Annotated in this window: 13 protein-coding genes; 7 read left to right on the forward strand and 6 right to left on the reverse strand. The window is 69.3% G+C overall.

The window, feature by feature from the left end; genetic code table 11:
- The first annotated feature begins 147 nt into the window (after positions 1 to 147).
- From V6M51_RS07930 to V6M51_RS07940, 3 genes are all read left to right on the forward strand, one after another.
- On the forward strand, positions 148 to 624 hold the full coding sequence (locus V6M51_RS07930; protein ID WP_332766116.1) for a PaaI family thioesterase: 477 nt from the start codon (positions 148 to 150) through the stop codon (positions 622 to 624).
- A complete protein-coding gene (locus tag V6M51_RS07935) occupies positions 625 to 1689 on the forward strand; it encodes an alpha/beta fold hydrolase (RefSeq protein WP_332766118.1) in 1065 nt (354 codons plus the stop codon).
- Positions 1690 to 1757: 68 nt separating this feature from the next.
- The gene (locus V6M51_RS07940; RefSeq protein WP_332766120.1) at positions 1758 to 1988 is read left to right on the forward strand and encodes an aa3-type cytochrome c oxidase subunit IV; all 231 of its coding nucleotides are present in this window, start codon (positions 1758 to 1760) and stop codon (positions 1986 to 1988) included.
- Between the two features lie 162 nt (positions 1989 to 2150).
- On the opposite strand, the gene V6M51_RS07945 is transcribed toward V6M51_RS07940, so the two are convergent.
- Complete coding sequence (locus V6M51_RS07945; RefSeq protein WP_332766122.1) at positions 2151 to 3236, reverse strand: sensor histidine kinase; 1086 nt, start codon at positions 3234 to 3236, stop codon at positions 2151 to 2153.
- Positions 3237 to 3504: 268 nt separating this feature from the next.
- On the opposite strand from V6M51_RS07945, the gene V6M51_RS07950 reads away from it, so the two are divergent.
- Both V6M51_RS07950 and V6M51_RS07955 read left to right on the forward strand, forming a co-directional pair.
- Entirely contained in the window at positions 3505 to 5742 is a 2238-nt protein-coding gene (locus V6M51_RS07950) for a TonB-dependent receptor (protein ID WP_332766124.1), read from the forward strand.
- A 90-nt stretch (positions 5743 to 5832) separates the two neighbouring features.
- A complete protein-coding gene (locus tag V6M51_RS07955; protein WP_332766125.1) occupies positions 5833 to 6252 on the forward strand; it encodes a CBS domain-containing protein in 420 nt (139 codons plus the stop codon).
- Between the two features lie 21 nt (positions 6253 to 6273).
- On the opposite strand, the gene recQ is transcribed toward V6M51_RS07955, so the two are convergent.
- The 4 genes from recQ to V6M51_RS07975 form a co-directional block, all read right to left on the reverse strand.
- Entirely contained in the window at positions 6274 to 8118 is a 1845-nt protein-coding gene (recQ, locus tag V6M51_RS07960; RefSeq protein WP_332766127.1) for a DNA helicase RecQ, read from the reverse strand.
- A 104-nt stretch (positions 8119 to 8222) separates the two neighbouring features.
- A complete protein-coding gene (locus tag V6M51_RS07965; RefSeq protein WP_332766129.1) occupies positions 8223 to 9245 on the reverse strand; it encodes a TauD/TfdA family dioxygenase in 1023 nt (340 codons plus the stop codon).
- Between the two features lie 11 nt (positions 9246 to 9256).
- On the reverse strand, positions 9257 to 10996 hold the full coding sequence (locus tag V6M51_RS07970; RefSeq protein ID WP_332766131.1) for an N-acyl-D-amino-acid deacylase family protein: 1740 nt from the start codon (positions 10994 to 10996) through the stop codon (positions 9257 to 9259).
- 80 nt (positions 10997 to 11076) lie between these two features.
- Positions 11077 to 11568 (reverse strand): COG3650 family protein, encoded by a 492-nt coding sequence (locus V6M51_RS07975; RefSeq protein ID WP_332766133.1) that lies wholly within the window; start codon positions 11566 to 11568, stop codon positions 11077 to 11079.
- A 45-nt stretch (positions 11569 to 11613) separates the two neighbouring features.
- On the opposite strand from V6M51_RS07975, the gene V6M51_RS07980 reads away from it, so the two are divergent.
- Both V6M51_RS07980 and cysK read left to right on the forward strand, forming a co-directional pair.
- Positions 11614 to 12750, forward strand: a complete 1137-nt coding sequence (locus V6M51_RS07980) for a DNA cytosine methyltransferase (RefSeq protein WP_332766135.1) — start codon at positions 11614 to 11616, stop codon at positions 12748 to 12750.
- A gap of 96 nt (positions 12751 to 12846) precedes the next feature.
- Positions 12847 to 13836 (forward strand): cysteine synthase A, encoded by a 990-nt coding sequence (gene cysK, locus V6M51_RS07985; RefSeq protein WP_332766137.1) that lies wholly within the window; start codon positions 12847 to 12849, stop codon positions 13834 to 13836.
- On the opposite strand, the gene V6M51_RS07990 is transcribed toward cysK, so the two are convergent.
- The gene (locus V6M51_RS07990) at positions 13803 to 14441 is read right to left on the reverse strand and encodes a DUF2306 domain-containing protein (protein WP_332766139.1); all 639 of its coding nucleotides are present in this window, start codon (positions 14439 to 14441) and stop codon (positions 13803 to 13805) included. The genes cysK and V6M51_RS07990 overlap by 34 nt on opposite strands.
- Between the last annotated feature and the right edge of the window lie 99 nt (positions 14442 to 14540).

The following is a 14540-nucleotide window of genomic DNA, read 5'->3' on the forward strand; positions in this document are numbered from 1 at the left end:
GAGGATTATTTTGCGCAATCCCGGAGCTACGGAGGCACGGTCGCGCGCCAGCGGCGCCGTAGGGGTCAGCATGGTCCGCGGCGCCCCCAAGCGGCGCGCCCTTTCGCCGCTTGCCATTTTTCAAACGGACGTTAGTCACCTTGCGCCATGTCCGACGATCTGACCGAAGAGCAGGCCGCCGTCGTTCCAGACGGCTATGTCATCAATCTCTGGCAGCGCGGCTTCGGCCGCACGGTCGGTCCGTTCTATTCGAAGCGCGATGAGGCGGCGAACGCGGAGGTCATGGCCTTCCGCGTCGAGGAGCACCACGCCAACGGCATGAACAATTGCCACGGCGGCATGCTGATGAGCTTCGCCGACATGGCCTGGGGCCGGGTGATCTCCAACCAGCGCGAGATCGGCTGGGTGACCGTGCGCCTGACCACCGACTTCCTCTCCGGCGCCCATATGGGCGACTGGGTGGAAGGGACCAGCGAGATCATCGCCGAGCAGGACGACGTCTTCACCGTCCGCGGCCGGATCTGGTGCGGCGAGCGCACCCTGATCACCGGCACTGGCGTCTACAAGGGAATCCGCTCCATCGTGCGCAAGCCGGGCGAGCGGGAAGTTCGAGGGGTGGCGTAGATGGCTCTGGATCCGGCGATCAAGGAAGGCGCGCCCGTCGGCTATGACGACCGGCCCATCCACTCCGAGCCCGGCGCCCTGCCGCCCGAGGTCCAGGCGCCGCTGGCGCCGTTCCGCGGCCAGGAGCCCGACGCGCCCAAGTGGTTCCAGGACGCCATCGCCCAGCAGCCGGAGCGGACCTTCGTGGAGTCGCTCGGCACCAAGTTGGAGCTGCTGACCTGGGGCGAGGCCGGTAAGCCAGGCCTGCTGTTGGCTCATGGCAATTCCGCCCATGCCGAGTGGTGGAGCTTCATCGCCCCGCTGCTGGCCACCGACTTCCGGGTGGCCTCCATGTCCCTGGCCGGGATGGGCGCCTCGGACTGGCGCGACAGCTACGCCTTCGACGACTTCGCCGAGGACGCCGAGGCCTGCGCCCGGGCCGCGGGCCTCTATGAGGGCGGCCGCAAGCCGGTCTATGTCGGCCACTCCTTCGGCGGCTCGCAGGTGTTCTTCGCCGCGGTGAAGCATCCCGAGAGAATGCACGCGGCGATCCTGGTCGACGTCGGTTTCGGCGGCCCGCCGCCGGACTCGCCGGAAGGCAAGCGGATGCTGGAAGCCCAGCGCCAACAGCAGATCCGCAACATCCCCACCGCCGACCGCGCCAGCCGGGTCTATCCGACCATCGAGGCCGCGCTCGCCCGCTTCCGCTTCATGCCGCCCCAGGTGGCCGGCAACCTGTTCGTGGCCGACTTCATCGCGCGGCGCTCGCTGAAGCGCGCGCCGCTGGAGGACGGCTCGGGCGAGGGCTGGACCTGGCGGTTCGATCCCAACATGTGGAACAAGCTGGACCGCAGCGGGATGATGGGCATGACCTCGCAGGGCAAGCCCAAGGTCGTGGTGCCCATGGCCCACATCTACGGCGAGCGTTCGGTGGTGATGAGCCGCCGCGCGGAGGCCCAGCCCAGCCCGCTGCCGGACGACATCGTCGAGATCGCCATCCCCGACTCGGCCCACCACATCATGGTCGACCAGCCGCTGGCCCTGGTGGCCGCCCTGCGCGCCATGCTGGCGGTCTGGCCGGCTTGAGCCCGACGGCCGGTTCGTGTAGTCCCGGCCCTAACTGGTTTTATTTCGAGAAGAGAGACGGCCCCGCCATGGCATCCGACTATCATCGCGGCGACATGGAAATTCAGGAACAGGTGTCGACCTACCACCTGTTCGTGATGATGGCGAAATGGGGCTCCCTGGCCCTGGCCGCCCTGCTGATCTTCATCACGCTGTGGTTCTGCACCGACACCGGCTTCATCGGCAGCTTCATCACCGGTCTGGTGGTCAGCGTCGGCGGCTTCCTGGTGATGCGCGAGCACGGCGCGCCCGAGCACTAGGTGTGCAGTCCCAGCCTCTGATGGCGCATCATTGCCGCTGAGTCGTCAGGAAGAGAATGCGCCGATGGGGCGAACGCCCTACCAGGCCATCCGTGACGCCTGGACCAAGGACCCGTCAGTCTTCAAGGTCAATCCGCGCCAGCTCCTTCCGGGACCGTGCAACTAGAGCGGAAGGCCGGTCTCCGGCGCGGGCGCGATCATCAGCCCGGCCTGGCCGGTCAGGCGGCACTGCAGGCCGGTCTTGAGCCAGTCGAACTCCGCCGATCCGGCCAGGTGCCGCATGGCGCGTTTGACCACGCTGCCGCCCACACCGGACCGTAGCGGGCGGGTCGTGGCCGGGCCGCCGGTCTCATGCCACTGCAGTTCGAATGTCTGGTCGGGCGTGATCACCCAGCTCACCTCGACCCGGCCGCCGATCGCCGAGAGCGCGCCGTACTTGGCGGCATTGGTGGCCAGTTCGTGCAGGGCCATGGCCAGGGACTGGGCGGCCTCCGGCTGCAGCGGCAGGGACGGGCCGCTCACCCACACCCGGGGCGTCTGGCCGCCGACATAGGGGGCGAGCTCTTCCTGCACCAGCTGGGACAGGTCGGCCCCGGCCCAGCGCGATTTGGCCAGCAGGCTGTGAGCGTGGGCCAGGGCGCCGATCCGCCCGTCGAGGGTGTCGCGGAAGTCCTCGACATTGTCGGCCTGGGTCAGGCGGACTGTGGCCTGGACGATCGACAAGAGGTTGTTGGCCCGGTGATTGACCTCGTTGGCCAGCAGCGACAGCCGTTCCTCGGCCTGTTTGCGATGGGTGATGTCGACCAGCACGTTGACGGCGCCGGTGATCTGGCCGTCGGGCCCCAGCAGCGGCGTCGGATAGGGGGTGAAGCTGATACGGCTGCCGTCCGGCCGCTCGGCCACGGCCTCTGCGCCACGCACCGGCCGACCGTCCTTCAGCGCGAGCGCCATGGGGCATTGGTCGTGCGGCAGGGGGGTGCCGTCGGGCCAGTACAGCTTCCAGGTGACGCACCACTCATCGCTGCCGATCACCGGCCGCCGGCCGGCGAAAGCCACGCAGGCCTCGTTGTAGAAGGTGATCCGCCCCTCGGCGTCGGTCGTGTAGACGGCCGCCGGCAGCGCGTCCAGCAGCGCCCTCAGATGCAGCTCGCGCTCATGGAAGGCGTCCTGCGCCTTCTTGAGGACGGCCACGGCCGCCGGGCTCACGTCGTTCGCCAGGGCGGCCAAAGGCTTGGGGGCATGTCGCATCTCGGATTCCCGACCGGCGCCAACCGGCCGCCGAGTCCGATAAGCCTTCTGAGGCGATTTTGATCCCAACGACACCAACTTCACCGGGCAAGTGTGGCCTCGCCGCCGCCGCCAGGGTGTGGATGTGCTGCGGACGCCCGATTTCCGGGCGTTTCGCGGCGCCAGAGACACATGCGGCCGATGTCGTGCGCGTGACGGGACGGTTGCGCTTCCATGACGGCGCGGAGTCGCCTAGAGCGCGAGCAATTCCAGCCCAGAGGATTTCGCCATGCCGCGGCTCAACCGTACGCGCCTCATGAAACATGCGGCGCGCGCCGCTCTGCTCGTGGCGGTGCTCGCTCCGGGCGCGGCCTTCGCCCAGGACGCCGGGACCGAACTGGAAGAGGTGATCATCACCGCCCAGAAGCGGGCCGAAAGCCTCAACGACGCGCCCCTCTCGGTGACAGCTGTTTCCGGTGAGAAGCTGGCGGTGATCCGGTCGTCCGGAGGCGACATCCGGGTGTTCTCCGCCCGCATCCCCAGCGTGACCCTGGAATCCTCCTTCGGCCGGACCTTTCCGCGACCCTATATCCGGGGCCTGGGCAATACCGATTTCGACCTCAACGCCTCCCAGCCGGTCTCCTTCGTCTATGACGAGGTGGTGCTGGAAAGCCCGGTGCTGAAGGGCTTCCCGCTGTTCGACATCGACCAGGTCGAGGCGCTGCGCGGGCCGCAGGGGACGCTGTTCGGCCGCAACACCCCGGCCGGAGTGCTGAAGTTCGACAGCGCCAAGCCCCGCCAGACCTTCGGCGGCTACGGCCAGGTCTCCTACGCCACCTTCGGGACGATCAACGCCGAGGGCGCGGTCGGCGGTCCGATCGTCGAGGGCGTGCTGGCCGGCCGGCTCTCGGCCCTCTATCAGCACCGCGACGACTGGGTGGACAACGGCTTCACCGGCAAGAAGAACACCACTGGCGGCTATGACGAGCACGCCTTCCGCGGCCAGCTGCTGTTCACGCCCAACGAAGCGTTCAGCGCCCTGTTCAACGCCCACTACATGCACCTGGACGGCACGCCGCAAATCTTCCGGGCCAATGTCATCACCAAGGGGACCAACGACTTCGTCCCGGGCTTCGACCGCGAGACCATCTTCCAGGACGCCGAGTCTCGTTCGGGCCAGACGGTGGAGGCCTCGGGCGCCAGCCTGAAGCTGACCTACGACCTGGGCGGGCCGGTGATCACCTCGATCACCGCCTATGAGCATGTCACCGCCTTCTCGCGCGGCGACATCGACGGCGGCTTCGGCGCGGTGTTCGCCCCGCCGTCCGGCCCGGGCTTCATCCCGTTCACCGCCGAGAGCGCCGACGGCATGCCCTATCACGCCCAGTGGAGCCAGGAGCTGCGGGTGGCCGGCGACGCCGGGGCGCTGAAGTACACCCTGGGCGCCTTCTACTTCTTCGAAGACGTGAAGATCGACTCGATCAACTACGACACCCTGGGCGGCGGCGTCCGCAACGGCTTCGCGATCCAGCACCAGAAGACCACCTCCTGGGCCCTGTTCGGCAATCTCGACTATAAGCTAACCGACCAGTGGAGCGTCGGCGGCGGCCTGCGCTATTCCGACGACAGCAAGGAGTTCATGGCCGCCCAGCTGATCACCCCGCCCTTCGCCCCGGTCCCGCCGGGCGTTCTGCGCGCCTCGCCGGAGAGCGACGAGATCAGCTTCAACCTCAACACCACCTATGCGGTGACGCCCGACGTCAATCTCTACGCCCGCATCGCCAAGGGCTATCGCGCCCCCTCGATCCAGGGCCGGCTGCTGTTCGGTTCGAGCATCTCGGTGGCCGACAAGGAGACGGTGATGTCGTACGAGGCCGGCTTCAAGGCCGACCTGTTCGACCGCCGCGCCCGGGTCGACGCCAACCTCTTCTTCTACAAGATCGACGACATGCAGCTCACCGCCGTGGGCGGCGGGGCCAATTTCAACCAGCTGATCAACGCCGCCAAGGCCGAGGGCTACGGCTTCGAGTTCAACGGTGAGGCCGCGCCCATCGAGCATCTGATGCTGACCGCGGGCCTCTCCTACAATCACACCGAGATCCAGGATCCGAACCTGTTCACCCAGCCCTGCGGCGGCGGCTGCACGGTGCTGGACCCGGCCGGCCCGATCGCCGGGACGGTTCGGATCGACGGCAACAGCCTGCCCAACGCCCCGCGCTGGATCGCCAATTTCACAGCGCGCTACGCCGTCCCCTATGGCGACGGCGAGTTCTTCGCCTTCACCGACTGGGCCTATCGCTCGAAGATCAACTTCTTCCTCTATCAGTCGGCCGAGTTCACCGACGACCGGCTGCTGGAAGGCGGCCTGCGCCTCGGCTACGCCGCGGCGGCCGGCTGGGAGGCGGCGGTCTTCGCGCGCAACATCACCGACGACGAGAGCCTGGAAGGCGGCATCGACTTCAACAACCTGACCGGCTTCGTCAACGACCCGCGCACCCTCGGCGTCGAGGTGAAGGCGAAGTTCTAGGTCACGCAGGAACAACGGCCCTGGGCCGTGGTTCACCTCATGCGGGGGCCCTCTGTCCCGATGAGGTTCGATATGCGTGTGAGCGAATGCATGACGCGTGAAGTCCGGATGGCCAATCCGGACGAGACCGCCGCCGAAGCCGCCACGAGGATGGCCGAACTCGACGCCGGCATCCTGCCGGTGAGCGAGAACGACCGGCTGGTGGGGATGATCACCGACCGGGATATCGCCATCCGTGGCGTGGCCATGAACCGAGGCCCCGACGCCAAGGTTCGCGACCTGATGAGCACCGAGGTCCTCTACTGCTTCGACGACGAGGATGTGGACGACGTACTGCGCAATATGAGCCAGCAGCAGATCCGTCGGCTGCCGGTTCTGGACCGCAACAAGCGGCTGGTCGGCATCGTGTCCCTGGCCGACCTGGCCTGCAGCGGCCACGACGCCGAGGCGGGCGAGGCCTTGAGCGGCATCACCCAGCCGGGCGGCGAGCATAGCCAGACGATCCACTAGGTCGTCGGCGCGGGCGGCGCCCTAGGCGTCCATGCCCCGAAGCACGGCGAGCACCGCCTCGCCGTAGCGTTCCAGCTTGCCCTCGCCGACCCCGTTGATGGCGGCGAGGGTGGAGAGGCCGGCGGGCTTCTTCACGGCGATCTCGGCCAGGGTGCGGTCGTGGAAGATCACGTAGGGCGGCAGGTGCTGGCGGTGGGCCTCGTCGCGGCGCCAGGCGCGCAGGGCCTCGAACAGCGGCTGGTCGTGCGGGCCGATGGCGGTGGCCGCCGAGGAGGCGCGGGCCTTCTTGCGCGGCTTGCCGGACTTGGTGGTGGGGTCGTGCTCCTCCAGGCCCTGGCGCAGAGCCACTCGGCGTTCGCCGCGATAGACCGCCTTGACCCCATCGATGTCGCCCAGCCCCACCAGGGGGCGGCCGTCATTGGGATCCTCGCGTAGCAGGCCATCGAACAAGAGCTGGTCGATCAGGTCGCGCCAGCCGGTGGGGCTGAACTCCTTGCCGATGCCGAAGGTGGTGAGGCCGGCCTCGAAGCTCGACGGCTCCTTGGTCTTGCCCAGCAGGTGCTCGACCAGGCGGCCGCGCCCGAACCGGCCGCCCATGCGGTGGGCCGCCGACAGGGCCTTTTGCGCGGCCTCGGTGGCGTCGATGGTCTCGACGGTCCCCAGGCAGAGGTCGCAGACGCCGCAGGCGTCCACCCCCTCCTCGCCGAAATAGCGCCGCACGCCGGCGGCGCGGCAGGTGGTCCCGTCCAGCATGGTGTAGAGCTGGCGCACCTTGCGGCTCTGGACCTGCTTGACCCCGTCGTCGACCTCGCGCCCGTCGATCCGCCGATAGGCCCAGGCCATGTCCGAGGCGCCATAGAGGGTGATGCCCTCGGCCGGATCGCCGTCGCGCCCGGCGCGGCCGATCTCCTGCCAATAGGCCTCGATGGAGGCCGGCGGATCGGCGTGGATCACATAGCGGACGTCGGGCTTGTCGACGCCCATGCCGAAGGCGATGGTCGCCACCATCACCGCGGCGTCGGCCTCCAGGAAGGTCTCCAGCCGCTGGGCGCGCAGGCCCTTCTCCAGGCCCGCGTGATAGGCGTGGGCCGGGACGCCCTCGCTCCGCAGCAATTCGGCCAACTTCTCGGTGCCGTCGCGGGAGCCGGCATAGATCACGCCCGAGCGGTCGGGCCGCGCGGCCACCAGTTCGGCCACCCGCCGGTGGGCGGCGCCCCGCTTGCGCTCGGCCGATAGGGCCAGCTCGGGCCGGGCGAAGGAGGCCACGAACTCGGCCGACTCCTCCAGCTTCAGCTCGGCGCGGATGTCGTCGCGGGTGCGGGCGTCGGCGGTGGCGGTGACCGCCAGGCGCGGGACCTTGGGGAAGATGTCGGCCAGGCGGCCCAACATCCGGTACTCGGGCCGGAAGTCGTGGCCCCATTGGCTGACGCAGTGGGCCTCGTCGATGGCGATCAGCGCCAGGGGCGTGCGCGACAGCCGCTCCAGCATGGAGGGCTGCATCAGGCCCTCGGGGGAGATGTAGAGCAGGTCCAGCGTCCCGGCCTCGATCTTCTCCCAGGTGTCGGCCCGCTCCCAGGCCTCGCCGGTGGAATCCAGCCGCGCGGCGGAGACGCCCGATTGCTGCAGCCCCGCCACCTGGTCGGCCATCAGGGCGATCAGCGGCGAGACCACCAGGCCCAGGCCCGGGCGCATCATGGCGGGGATCTGGTAGCAGACGCTCTTGCCGCCGCCGGTGGGCAGCACGGCCATGGCGCTGCGCCCGCCCAGGATCTCGGCGATCACCTCGGCTTGGCGGCCACGGAATTCGGCATGTCCGAAGGTGCGGCGCAGGATCTCCCGCGCCTCATCAAGACGTGAGGCTGGCATAGGGCGCTATATGGCGTGCGCCGCCCGGCAGGCGAAGAGGCAATGCGACGCGGATGCGTTTTGCTGCAGCCCATGCTGCGCAGCATTTCCGCGGCAAGACGGCCTCAGGTCACCGCGTCCAGGCGGCTGATCACCCGCTTTTGCGCCCAGTGCGAGCCCATGCGGTTGGTGAATATCTCCGGCCGGTCGGCCAGGACCTCGGTCTCCAGCCAGAGCCGTTTCAGGTGACGGATCTTGCCGGCGGCGCGGTCGTCCACATAGGGCGTCCGCCCATGCAGCACGTGGTAGTTGTTGATGAATTGCATGTCGCCGGGGCGGAAATCCATGATCACCGCGTGGCGACCGCAGTCCGCCTCGGTCTTCAGCCAGTCCAGCGCCTCGCGGGCCTTGTCGGTCAGGGTCGGGGCGTCGTCGTGGCGCTGCGAGGCCAGGATGTAGGGGGCGATCAACCGGACGAACAGGCGTCCGCCATGCTCGGTGAACACCGGCATCAGGTACCAACCGGCTCTCCCCGGCGCCTGCTCGCCGCGATAGTCGAAGGGCTGGGGCTTGTAGAGCTCGGCCGCCAGGTCCGGGCGTTCGCGGACCAGTCGATTGTGCAGCGAGACCGAGTTGCAGACCGCCGAGAGCCCGCCGGAGGCCCCGGTCCTCAGGCAGAGCAGGCCCACCAGGTCCGAGCCGTCGCAGTGATAGTCCAGCCCGATCTGGCCCAGTTCGTTGCCCCGCGCGGTGGGGTCGTCCAGGGCCTTGCCGTGGTCAGTAACGTCGCCCAGCAGGTGGCCCTTGGCGTTCTGCGGCCAGGGCCGGCCCAGATGGGCCCCGATCCCCCAATAGGCCAGGCACATGTCATCATTGGTCCAGCGATCCCGGGGCAGGCCGCGGATCAGCACGAAGCCGCGCCCGTCCATCAGCTCCGTCTCGATGGCCTTCAGCCGGGCGCCGAGGGTCGGCAGCGGGAAGTCGGCCTTCTCGATCTCCAGGAAATCGTCGGACTTGGCGCGGGCGACGGTCATGGCCGCCTCCAGCTCGGCGATTTCGACGTTGGAGAGTTGCTCGGTCCAGGCGGCGGGATCGGCGACGTCGTCGGCGGTCCATTCGCAGGCGGTCTCCAGCACGTGCGGGGTCATCGCGGGTCTCCCTATTCCGCGGCCATGGCGACCGGCGCGGCCCGGGCGCCGCGCAGCAGGCGGCCCGGCAGGGCGCCGGTGGGTTCGCCGTCGCGATAGGTGACCTGGCCGGCGACGATGGTGGCCACATAGCCGTCGGCGCGCTGCACCAGGCGGCGGCCTCCGGCCGGCAGGTCGTGGGCCACGGCGGGCGCCTTGAGGGTCAGGTTCTCGTAGTCGATGACGTTGAGATCGGCCCGGTAGCCCTCGGCGATCAGGCCCCGGTCGTGCAGGCCGACAGCCTTGGCCGTGTCGTTCGTCTGCATACGGATCATCGCCTCGAGGCTGAGCTTCGGACCCCGCGTCCGGTCCCGTGTCCAGTGGGTCAGGTTCGAGGTGGGGAAGGAGCCGTCGCAGATCATCCCCACATGGGCGCCGCCGTCCGAGAGGCCGGGCACGGTGTCGGGATGGGTCAGCATGGCGTGGCTGGGGTCCAGCGAGCCGTTGGCGTAGTTGAGGAACGGCAGGTAGAGCATGCCCTTGCCGTCGTTCGAGAGCATGTGGTCCAGGGCCAGTGCTTCCGGCGTCGTCCCCTGGGCGGCGGCCAGGGCGGCGATGGTGCGGTCGGTGGTCTGCTCATAGTCCGGGGTCTCGCCCATCAGGAACATGATGTGCCAATTGCGGGTCATGTTGGCCGCAAAGCCCGGCCCTCCGGGCGCGCCGTCGGCCAGCAGCCGGGCGCGGAAGTCCGGATCCCGCAGTCGTGCGATCCGTTGCGCCAGGGGCAGCTTGGCGATGTCGCGATAGGTCGGATAGGCGCTGAACGGATTGAGGGTCAGCTCGAAGCCGAACAGGATGCCCACCGGCCGGCCGCAGACCTGGGCGCGCATCTCCAACCCGGCGGCCGACGCCTCGGCCAGGCGCTCCAGCAGCAGCTTCCACTGGTCGGGATCGCGCGGACTCTGCACCAGGGAGAAGGACAGCGGCCGGCCCGACCGTTCCACCAAACGGCGCAGCATGGCGAACTCGGCCTCCGGATCGGCGAAGTCGGAGACGAACTGCAGGGTCCCCTTGCCGGCGGCGGCCAGGCCCATGGCGATGCCGGCCAGCTCGTCCTCGGAGGCCGTCAGTGTGGGCGTCGGCTGGCCGTCGCTGGTGCGGTGGTTCAGCGTCCGTGAGGTGGAGAAGCCCAGGGCGCCAGCCTCCACCGCCCGCCTGGCGATGGCGGCCATGGCGTGGATGTCGGCCTCCGTGGCGTCCTCGCGATTGGCGCCGCGCTCGCCCATCACATAGACCCGCAGGGCCGCGTGGGGCAGCTGGGTCCCGATGTCCACGTCGAAGGACCGCCGGTCCAGGCTGTCCAGATAGTCGGGGAAGCTCTCCCAGTTCCAGGGCAGGCCCTCGGTCAGGACCGGGAACGGGATATCCTCGACCCCTTCCATCAGCCGGATCAGCCGGTCGTGATCCTCGGGCTTGCAGGGCGCGAAGCCGACCCCGCAATTGCCCATCACCACGGTGGTCACCCCATGCCAGGCCGAGGGCTGCATATGGTGGTCCCAGGTGGCCTGGCCGTCATAGTGGGTGTGGATGTCGACGAAGCCGGGGGTGACGATTTGGCCCGAGGCGTCGATCTCCTCGGTCCCGCGGCCGGCGACCTCGCCGATGCGGGCGATCAGCCCGTCCTTGACCGCCACATCGGCTCGGAACGGGGCGGCGCCGGTTCCGTCCACCACGGTCCCGCCGCGGATCACCAGGTCCCAGGCCTTTTCCATGGCCGTCTCTCCCATACTCTTTGGAAGAATTAGCCGCCCGAGGGACGGGTCAGGTCAAGGGCGCCCTAGCGGCGCCCGCGCTATTTGCCGCCCTCGCGCGGCTGCTGGCCGGTCTTGAAGGCGCAGCCGCGGAAGGTCTGGTCGCCGAGCGTCACCACGGCGAGGTAGGGGTACATCAGGTCCGACATGCCGTCGGAGCAGTCCTCGTGCGCCAGGCTGACCATGAAGGTCCTGCCGTTCTGGGTGGTCGACCACACGGCGTGCTGACCGTCGTCGACCCCGACGCCGGGGTTGGGCGCCACCACCGGCGGCTCCGGGTCGGGCCGGGTGAAGGTGATCTTGTCGGGGCGGATTTCCAGCGCCCAGAAGGGCTCGGTCCCGCGCGCGTCGAGGTCGCCGGTGAACTCCTTCGGCGGGGCGGGCTCGTCCGGCTCTTCGGGAGGTTCCGGCGCCTCGTCCGGAGCGTCCGCCGGCGGCGGCGCGGCCTTGCCATCCGGTGATTGCGGCTGGCAGGCGCCCAGCATCAGGGCGGTCACTACGCCGGCAAGCGTCCAGGGGAGACCATGTCGCATCGGCGGTCCTTTCGCGGCGGCGCGGGCAGGCTAGACTCCTGCCCGATGAGTCGGAATAGCGCCCTAACATTTCTGGAATTCTTCGCTGGCGGCGGCATGGCGCGGCTCGGCCTGGGCGAACGCTGGTCTTGCGCCTTCGCCAACGACTTCGATCCGGTGAAGGCCGCGACCTACAGGGCCAACTTCGAAGACGCGGCGGAGCATTTCCAGGCGGGCGACGTCTGGAACATCGACCCGGCCGACCTGCCGAGGGGCGCCGACCTCGCCTGGGCCTCCTCGCCCTGCCAGGACTTCAGCTTGGCCGGCGGCCGGGCCGGGCTGGCGGGCGGCAAGTCCTCGGCCTTCTTCGGTTTCTGGCGGCTGATCGAGGCGCTGGGGGCGGACGCGCCGCGCTGCGTGGTGATCGAGAACGTCAGCGGCCTGCTGACCTCACACGGCGGGGCCGACTTCACCGCCCTGTGCGCGGCGCTGGCCGCTCAGGGCTACAGCTTCGGCGCGCTGGAGATCGACGCCGCACGCTTCGTGCCCCAGTCGCGACCGCGGGTGTTCGTGATCGCCACGAGGGAACCTCCGCCGGCGCGCCTCATCGGCGACAGCCCCTTCCAGACCCGGCTGGTGCGGGACGCTCACGCCCGGCTGCCGTCGGAACTCGCCGCCCGCTGGATCTGGTGGCGCGGCGCGGCGCCGGCGGCGCGCAACACCGACCTGGCCAGCCTGCTGGAGCCGGACGACGCGGTCGCCTGGCACGGATCGACAAGGACGGCGCGGTTGATCGAGCTGATGTCGCCGCTGCACCAAAGGCGGCTGGCGGCCGCCCAGGCGAGCGGCGTGCGCCAGGTCGGCACGGTCTTTAAGCGCATGCGGGTCGAGGACGAGGTCCGTGTCCAACGGGCCGAGGCGCGGTTCGATGGCCTGGCCGGCTGCCTGCGTACGCCGCGCGGCGGCTCATCGCGCCAGACCCTGATCGTCGCGCAGGGCGACAGCGTCCGCTCGCGCCTGGTCACGGGGCGGGAGGCGGCCCGCCTCATGGGCCTGCCGGAGACCTATCTGCTCCCATCCACGGCCACCTCGGCCCTGCATGTCATGGGCGATGGGGTGGTGGTTCCGGTTGTGGCCTGGCTGGCCGCCGAGATCCTGGAGCCCTTGCTGGCGCCCGCCGACGCCGCGCTCGCCGCCGAATAGCCCAGCTAGCGCCCTTCCCCAGAAGAAGTGCGCTTCCAAATCGCGGCGACGGGCCTAAGTTCACCGGCAATCGACCCTTGCAGCCAGAGACACCCCATGGCCGACGCCGGATCCACCACCTATGACGCCGCCCGCTACAAGCGCGCTGGACGCGGCAAGATCTTCGACTCCGTCCTCGACCTGATCGGCGATACCCCGCTGGTCCGCTTGCCGCGCCTGACCGCGGCGCTGAAGCCCAAGGGTGAGGTGGTCGCCAAGCTTGAGTTCTTCAATCCCCTGGCCTCGGTGAAGGACCGGATCGGGGTCTCGATGATCGAGTGGCTGGAGGCCAAGGGCCTGCTGAAGGCCGGCGGCTCCATCGTCGAGCCGACCAGCGGCAACACCGGCATCGCGCTCGCCTTCGTGGCCGCGGCAAAGGGCTATCCGATCACCCTGGTCATGCCCGAGAGCATGTCCATCGAGCGCCGCAAGATGCTGATCATCCTGGGCGCCAAGCTCGAACTCACCCCCGCCGAACGCGGCATGGCCGGCGCCGTCGCCCGCGCCCGGGAGATCGTCGAGGCCACGCCCGGTGCGGTGATGCCCCAGCAGTTCGACAACGAGGCCAATCCGCTGATCCACCGGGTCTCCACGGCCGAGGAGATCTGGAACGACACCGAGGGCCGCGTCGACGCGGTGATCTCCGGGGTCGGCACCGGCGGCACCATCACCGGGGTCGGCCAGGTGCTGAAGGCCCGCAAGCCGTCCGTGCGCATGGTGGCCGTGGAGCCCGAGTCCTCGCCGGTGCTGTCCGGCGGCCAGCCGGCGCCGCACAAGATCCAGGGGATCGGGGCGGGCTTCGTGCCCTCGATCCTGGACCGCGGGATCATCGATGAGATCATCCAGGTGTCCAACGACGACAGCTTCGCCATGGCCCGCCGCGTCGCCCGCGAGGAGGGGATCCCCGTCGGCATCTCGTCGGGGGCGGCGCTGACCGCCGCCTTTGACCTGGCTAGCCGCGAGGAATTCCAGGGCAAGCTGATCGTGGCGATCATCCCGAGCTTCGCCGAACGCTACCTGTCGACGGCGCTGTTCGACGGCCTGTAGGCGACTCGCCGGGTGAAGGCGCCGCGGAGATAGAGCTCGGCCACGATCAGGTTGGGGATCCAGCTGATATAGGCGGTCGCCACATAGCCGTCCGCGGGCGACACGCCGATCAGCGGGAACAGCGGCAGATAGAGCCGTAGCGTCACCGCGCCGAAAGTCATGGCGAAGGAACGGATCATCCAGGCGCGGTGCTCGACGAAGCGCCGCGCCAGGGCCATGCGCCAGGCCTGCACATTGGCGGTGATCCAGCAGACCGCGAGGACACCGAAGCCGACGCCGGCCACCGGTCCGGCCGTGCTGCCGAAGGCCATGACCAAGCCGCCGATCCCGCCGACGATGCAGCTGACGACATAGGTCCGGCCCATCCAGCGATGCAGCCGCCAGTGCTTCTCGCGCAGGCCGGGCAGGAACTGGAAGGGGCCCAGCAGCAGGGCCGTCGCCGCCCCGGCCACATGGACGTCGAGCCAGGGCCTGGCGAACAGGTTGGCCAATATGCCCGGGTCCATCAGACCGAGGCGTGGCAGGTAGCGGTATGAGAAGATCGCCACCCCCAGGCTCAGGAAGGCGGCGAGGCCCCAGAGGGTCCGGGTCAGGGGTCGGGTCATGAGGGTCACTCCGGTTCGGGGCGAGCTTGCCGCGGTCTTGCAGCCGCGCTAGCCGAGGTCCGCGAACGGCGCCAAATCTGCGTGAATGGAACCGAAGGC

The sequence above is a fragment of the Phenylobacterium sp. genome (genome assembly GCF_036677185.1).
Taxonomy (GTDB): domain Bacteria; phylum Pseudomonadota; class Alphaproteobacteria; order Caulobacterales; family Caulobacteraceae; genus Phenylobacterium.

Coding starts and splice junctions, on each gene's coding strand:
- V6M51_RS07955 (WP_332766125.1), top strand. CDS start 5,833: ATGACGCGTGAAGTCCGGATGGCCAATCCGGACGAGACCGCCGCCGAA.
- V6M51_RS07950 (WP_332766124.1), top strand. CDS start 3,505: ATGCCGCGGCTCAACCGTACGCGCCTCATGAAACATGCGGCGCGCGCC.
- recQ (WP_332766127.1), bottom strand. CDS start 8,118: ATGCCAGCCTCACGTCTTGATGAGGCGCGGGAGATCCTGCGCCGCACC.
- V6M51_RS07990 (WP_332766139.1), bottom strand. CDS start 14,441: ATGACCCGACCCCTGACCCGGACCCTCTGGGGCCTCGCCGCCTTCCTG.
- V6M51_RS07930 (WP_332766116.1), top strand. CDS start 148: ATGTCCGACGATCTGACCGAAGAGCAGGCCGCCGTCGTTCCAGACGGC.
- V6M51_RS07940 (WP_332766120.1), top strand. CDS start 1,758: ATGGCATCCGACTATCATCGCGGCGACATGGAAATTCAGGAACAGGTG.
- cysK (WP_332766137.1), top strand. CDS start 12,847: ATGGCCGACGCCGGATCCACCACCTATGACGCCGCCCGCTACAAGCGC.
- V6M51_RS07945 (WP_332766122.1), bottom strand. CDS start 3,236: ATGCGACATGCCCCCAAGCCTTTGGCCGCCCTGGCGAACGACGTGAGC.
- V6M51_RS07970 (WP_332766131.1), bottom strand. CDS start 10,996: ATGGAAAAGGCCTGGGACCTGGTGATCCGCGGCGGGACCGTGGTGGAC.
- V6M51_RS07980 (WP_332766135.1), top strand. CDS start 11,614: ATGAGTCGGAATAGCGCCCTAACATTTCTGGAATTCTTCGCTGGCGGC.
- V6M51_RS07935 (WP_332766118.1), top strand. CDS start 625: ATGGCTCTGGATCCGGCGATCAAGGAAGGCGCGCCCGTCGGCTATGAC.
- V6M51_RS07975 (WP_332766133.1), bottom strand. CDS start 11,568: ATGCGACATGGTCTCCCCTGGACGCTTGCCGGCGTAGTGACCGCCCTG.
- V6M51_RS07965 (WP_332766129.1), bottom strand. CDS start 9,245: ATGACCCCGCACGTGCTGGAGACCGCCTGCGAATGGACCGCCGACGAC.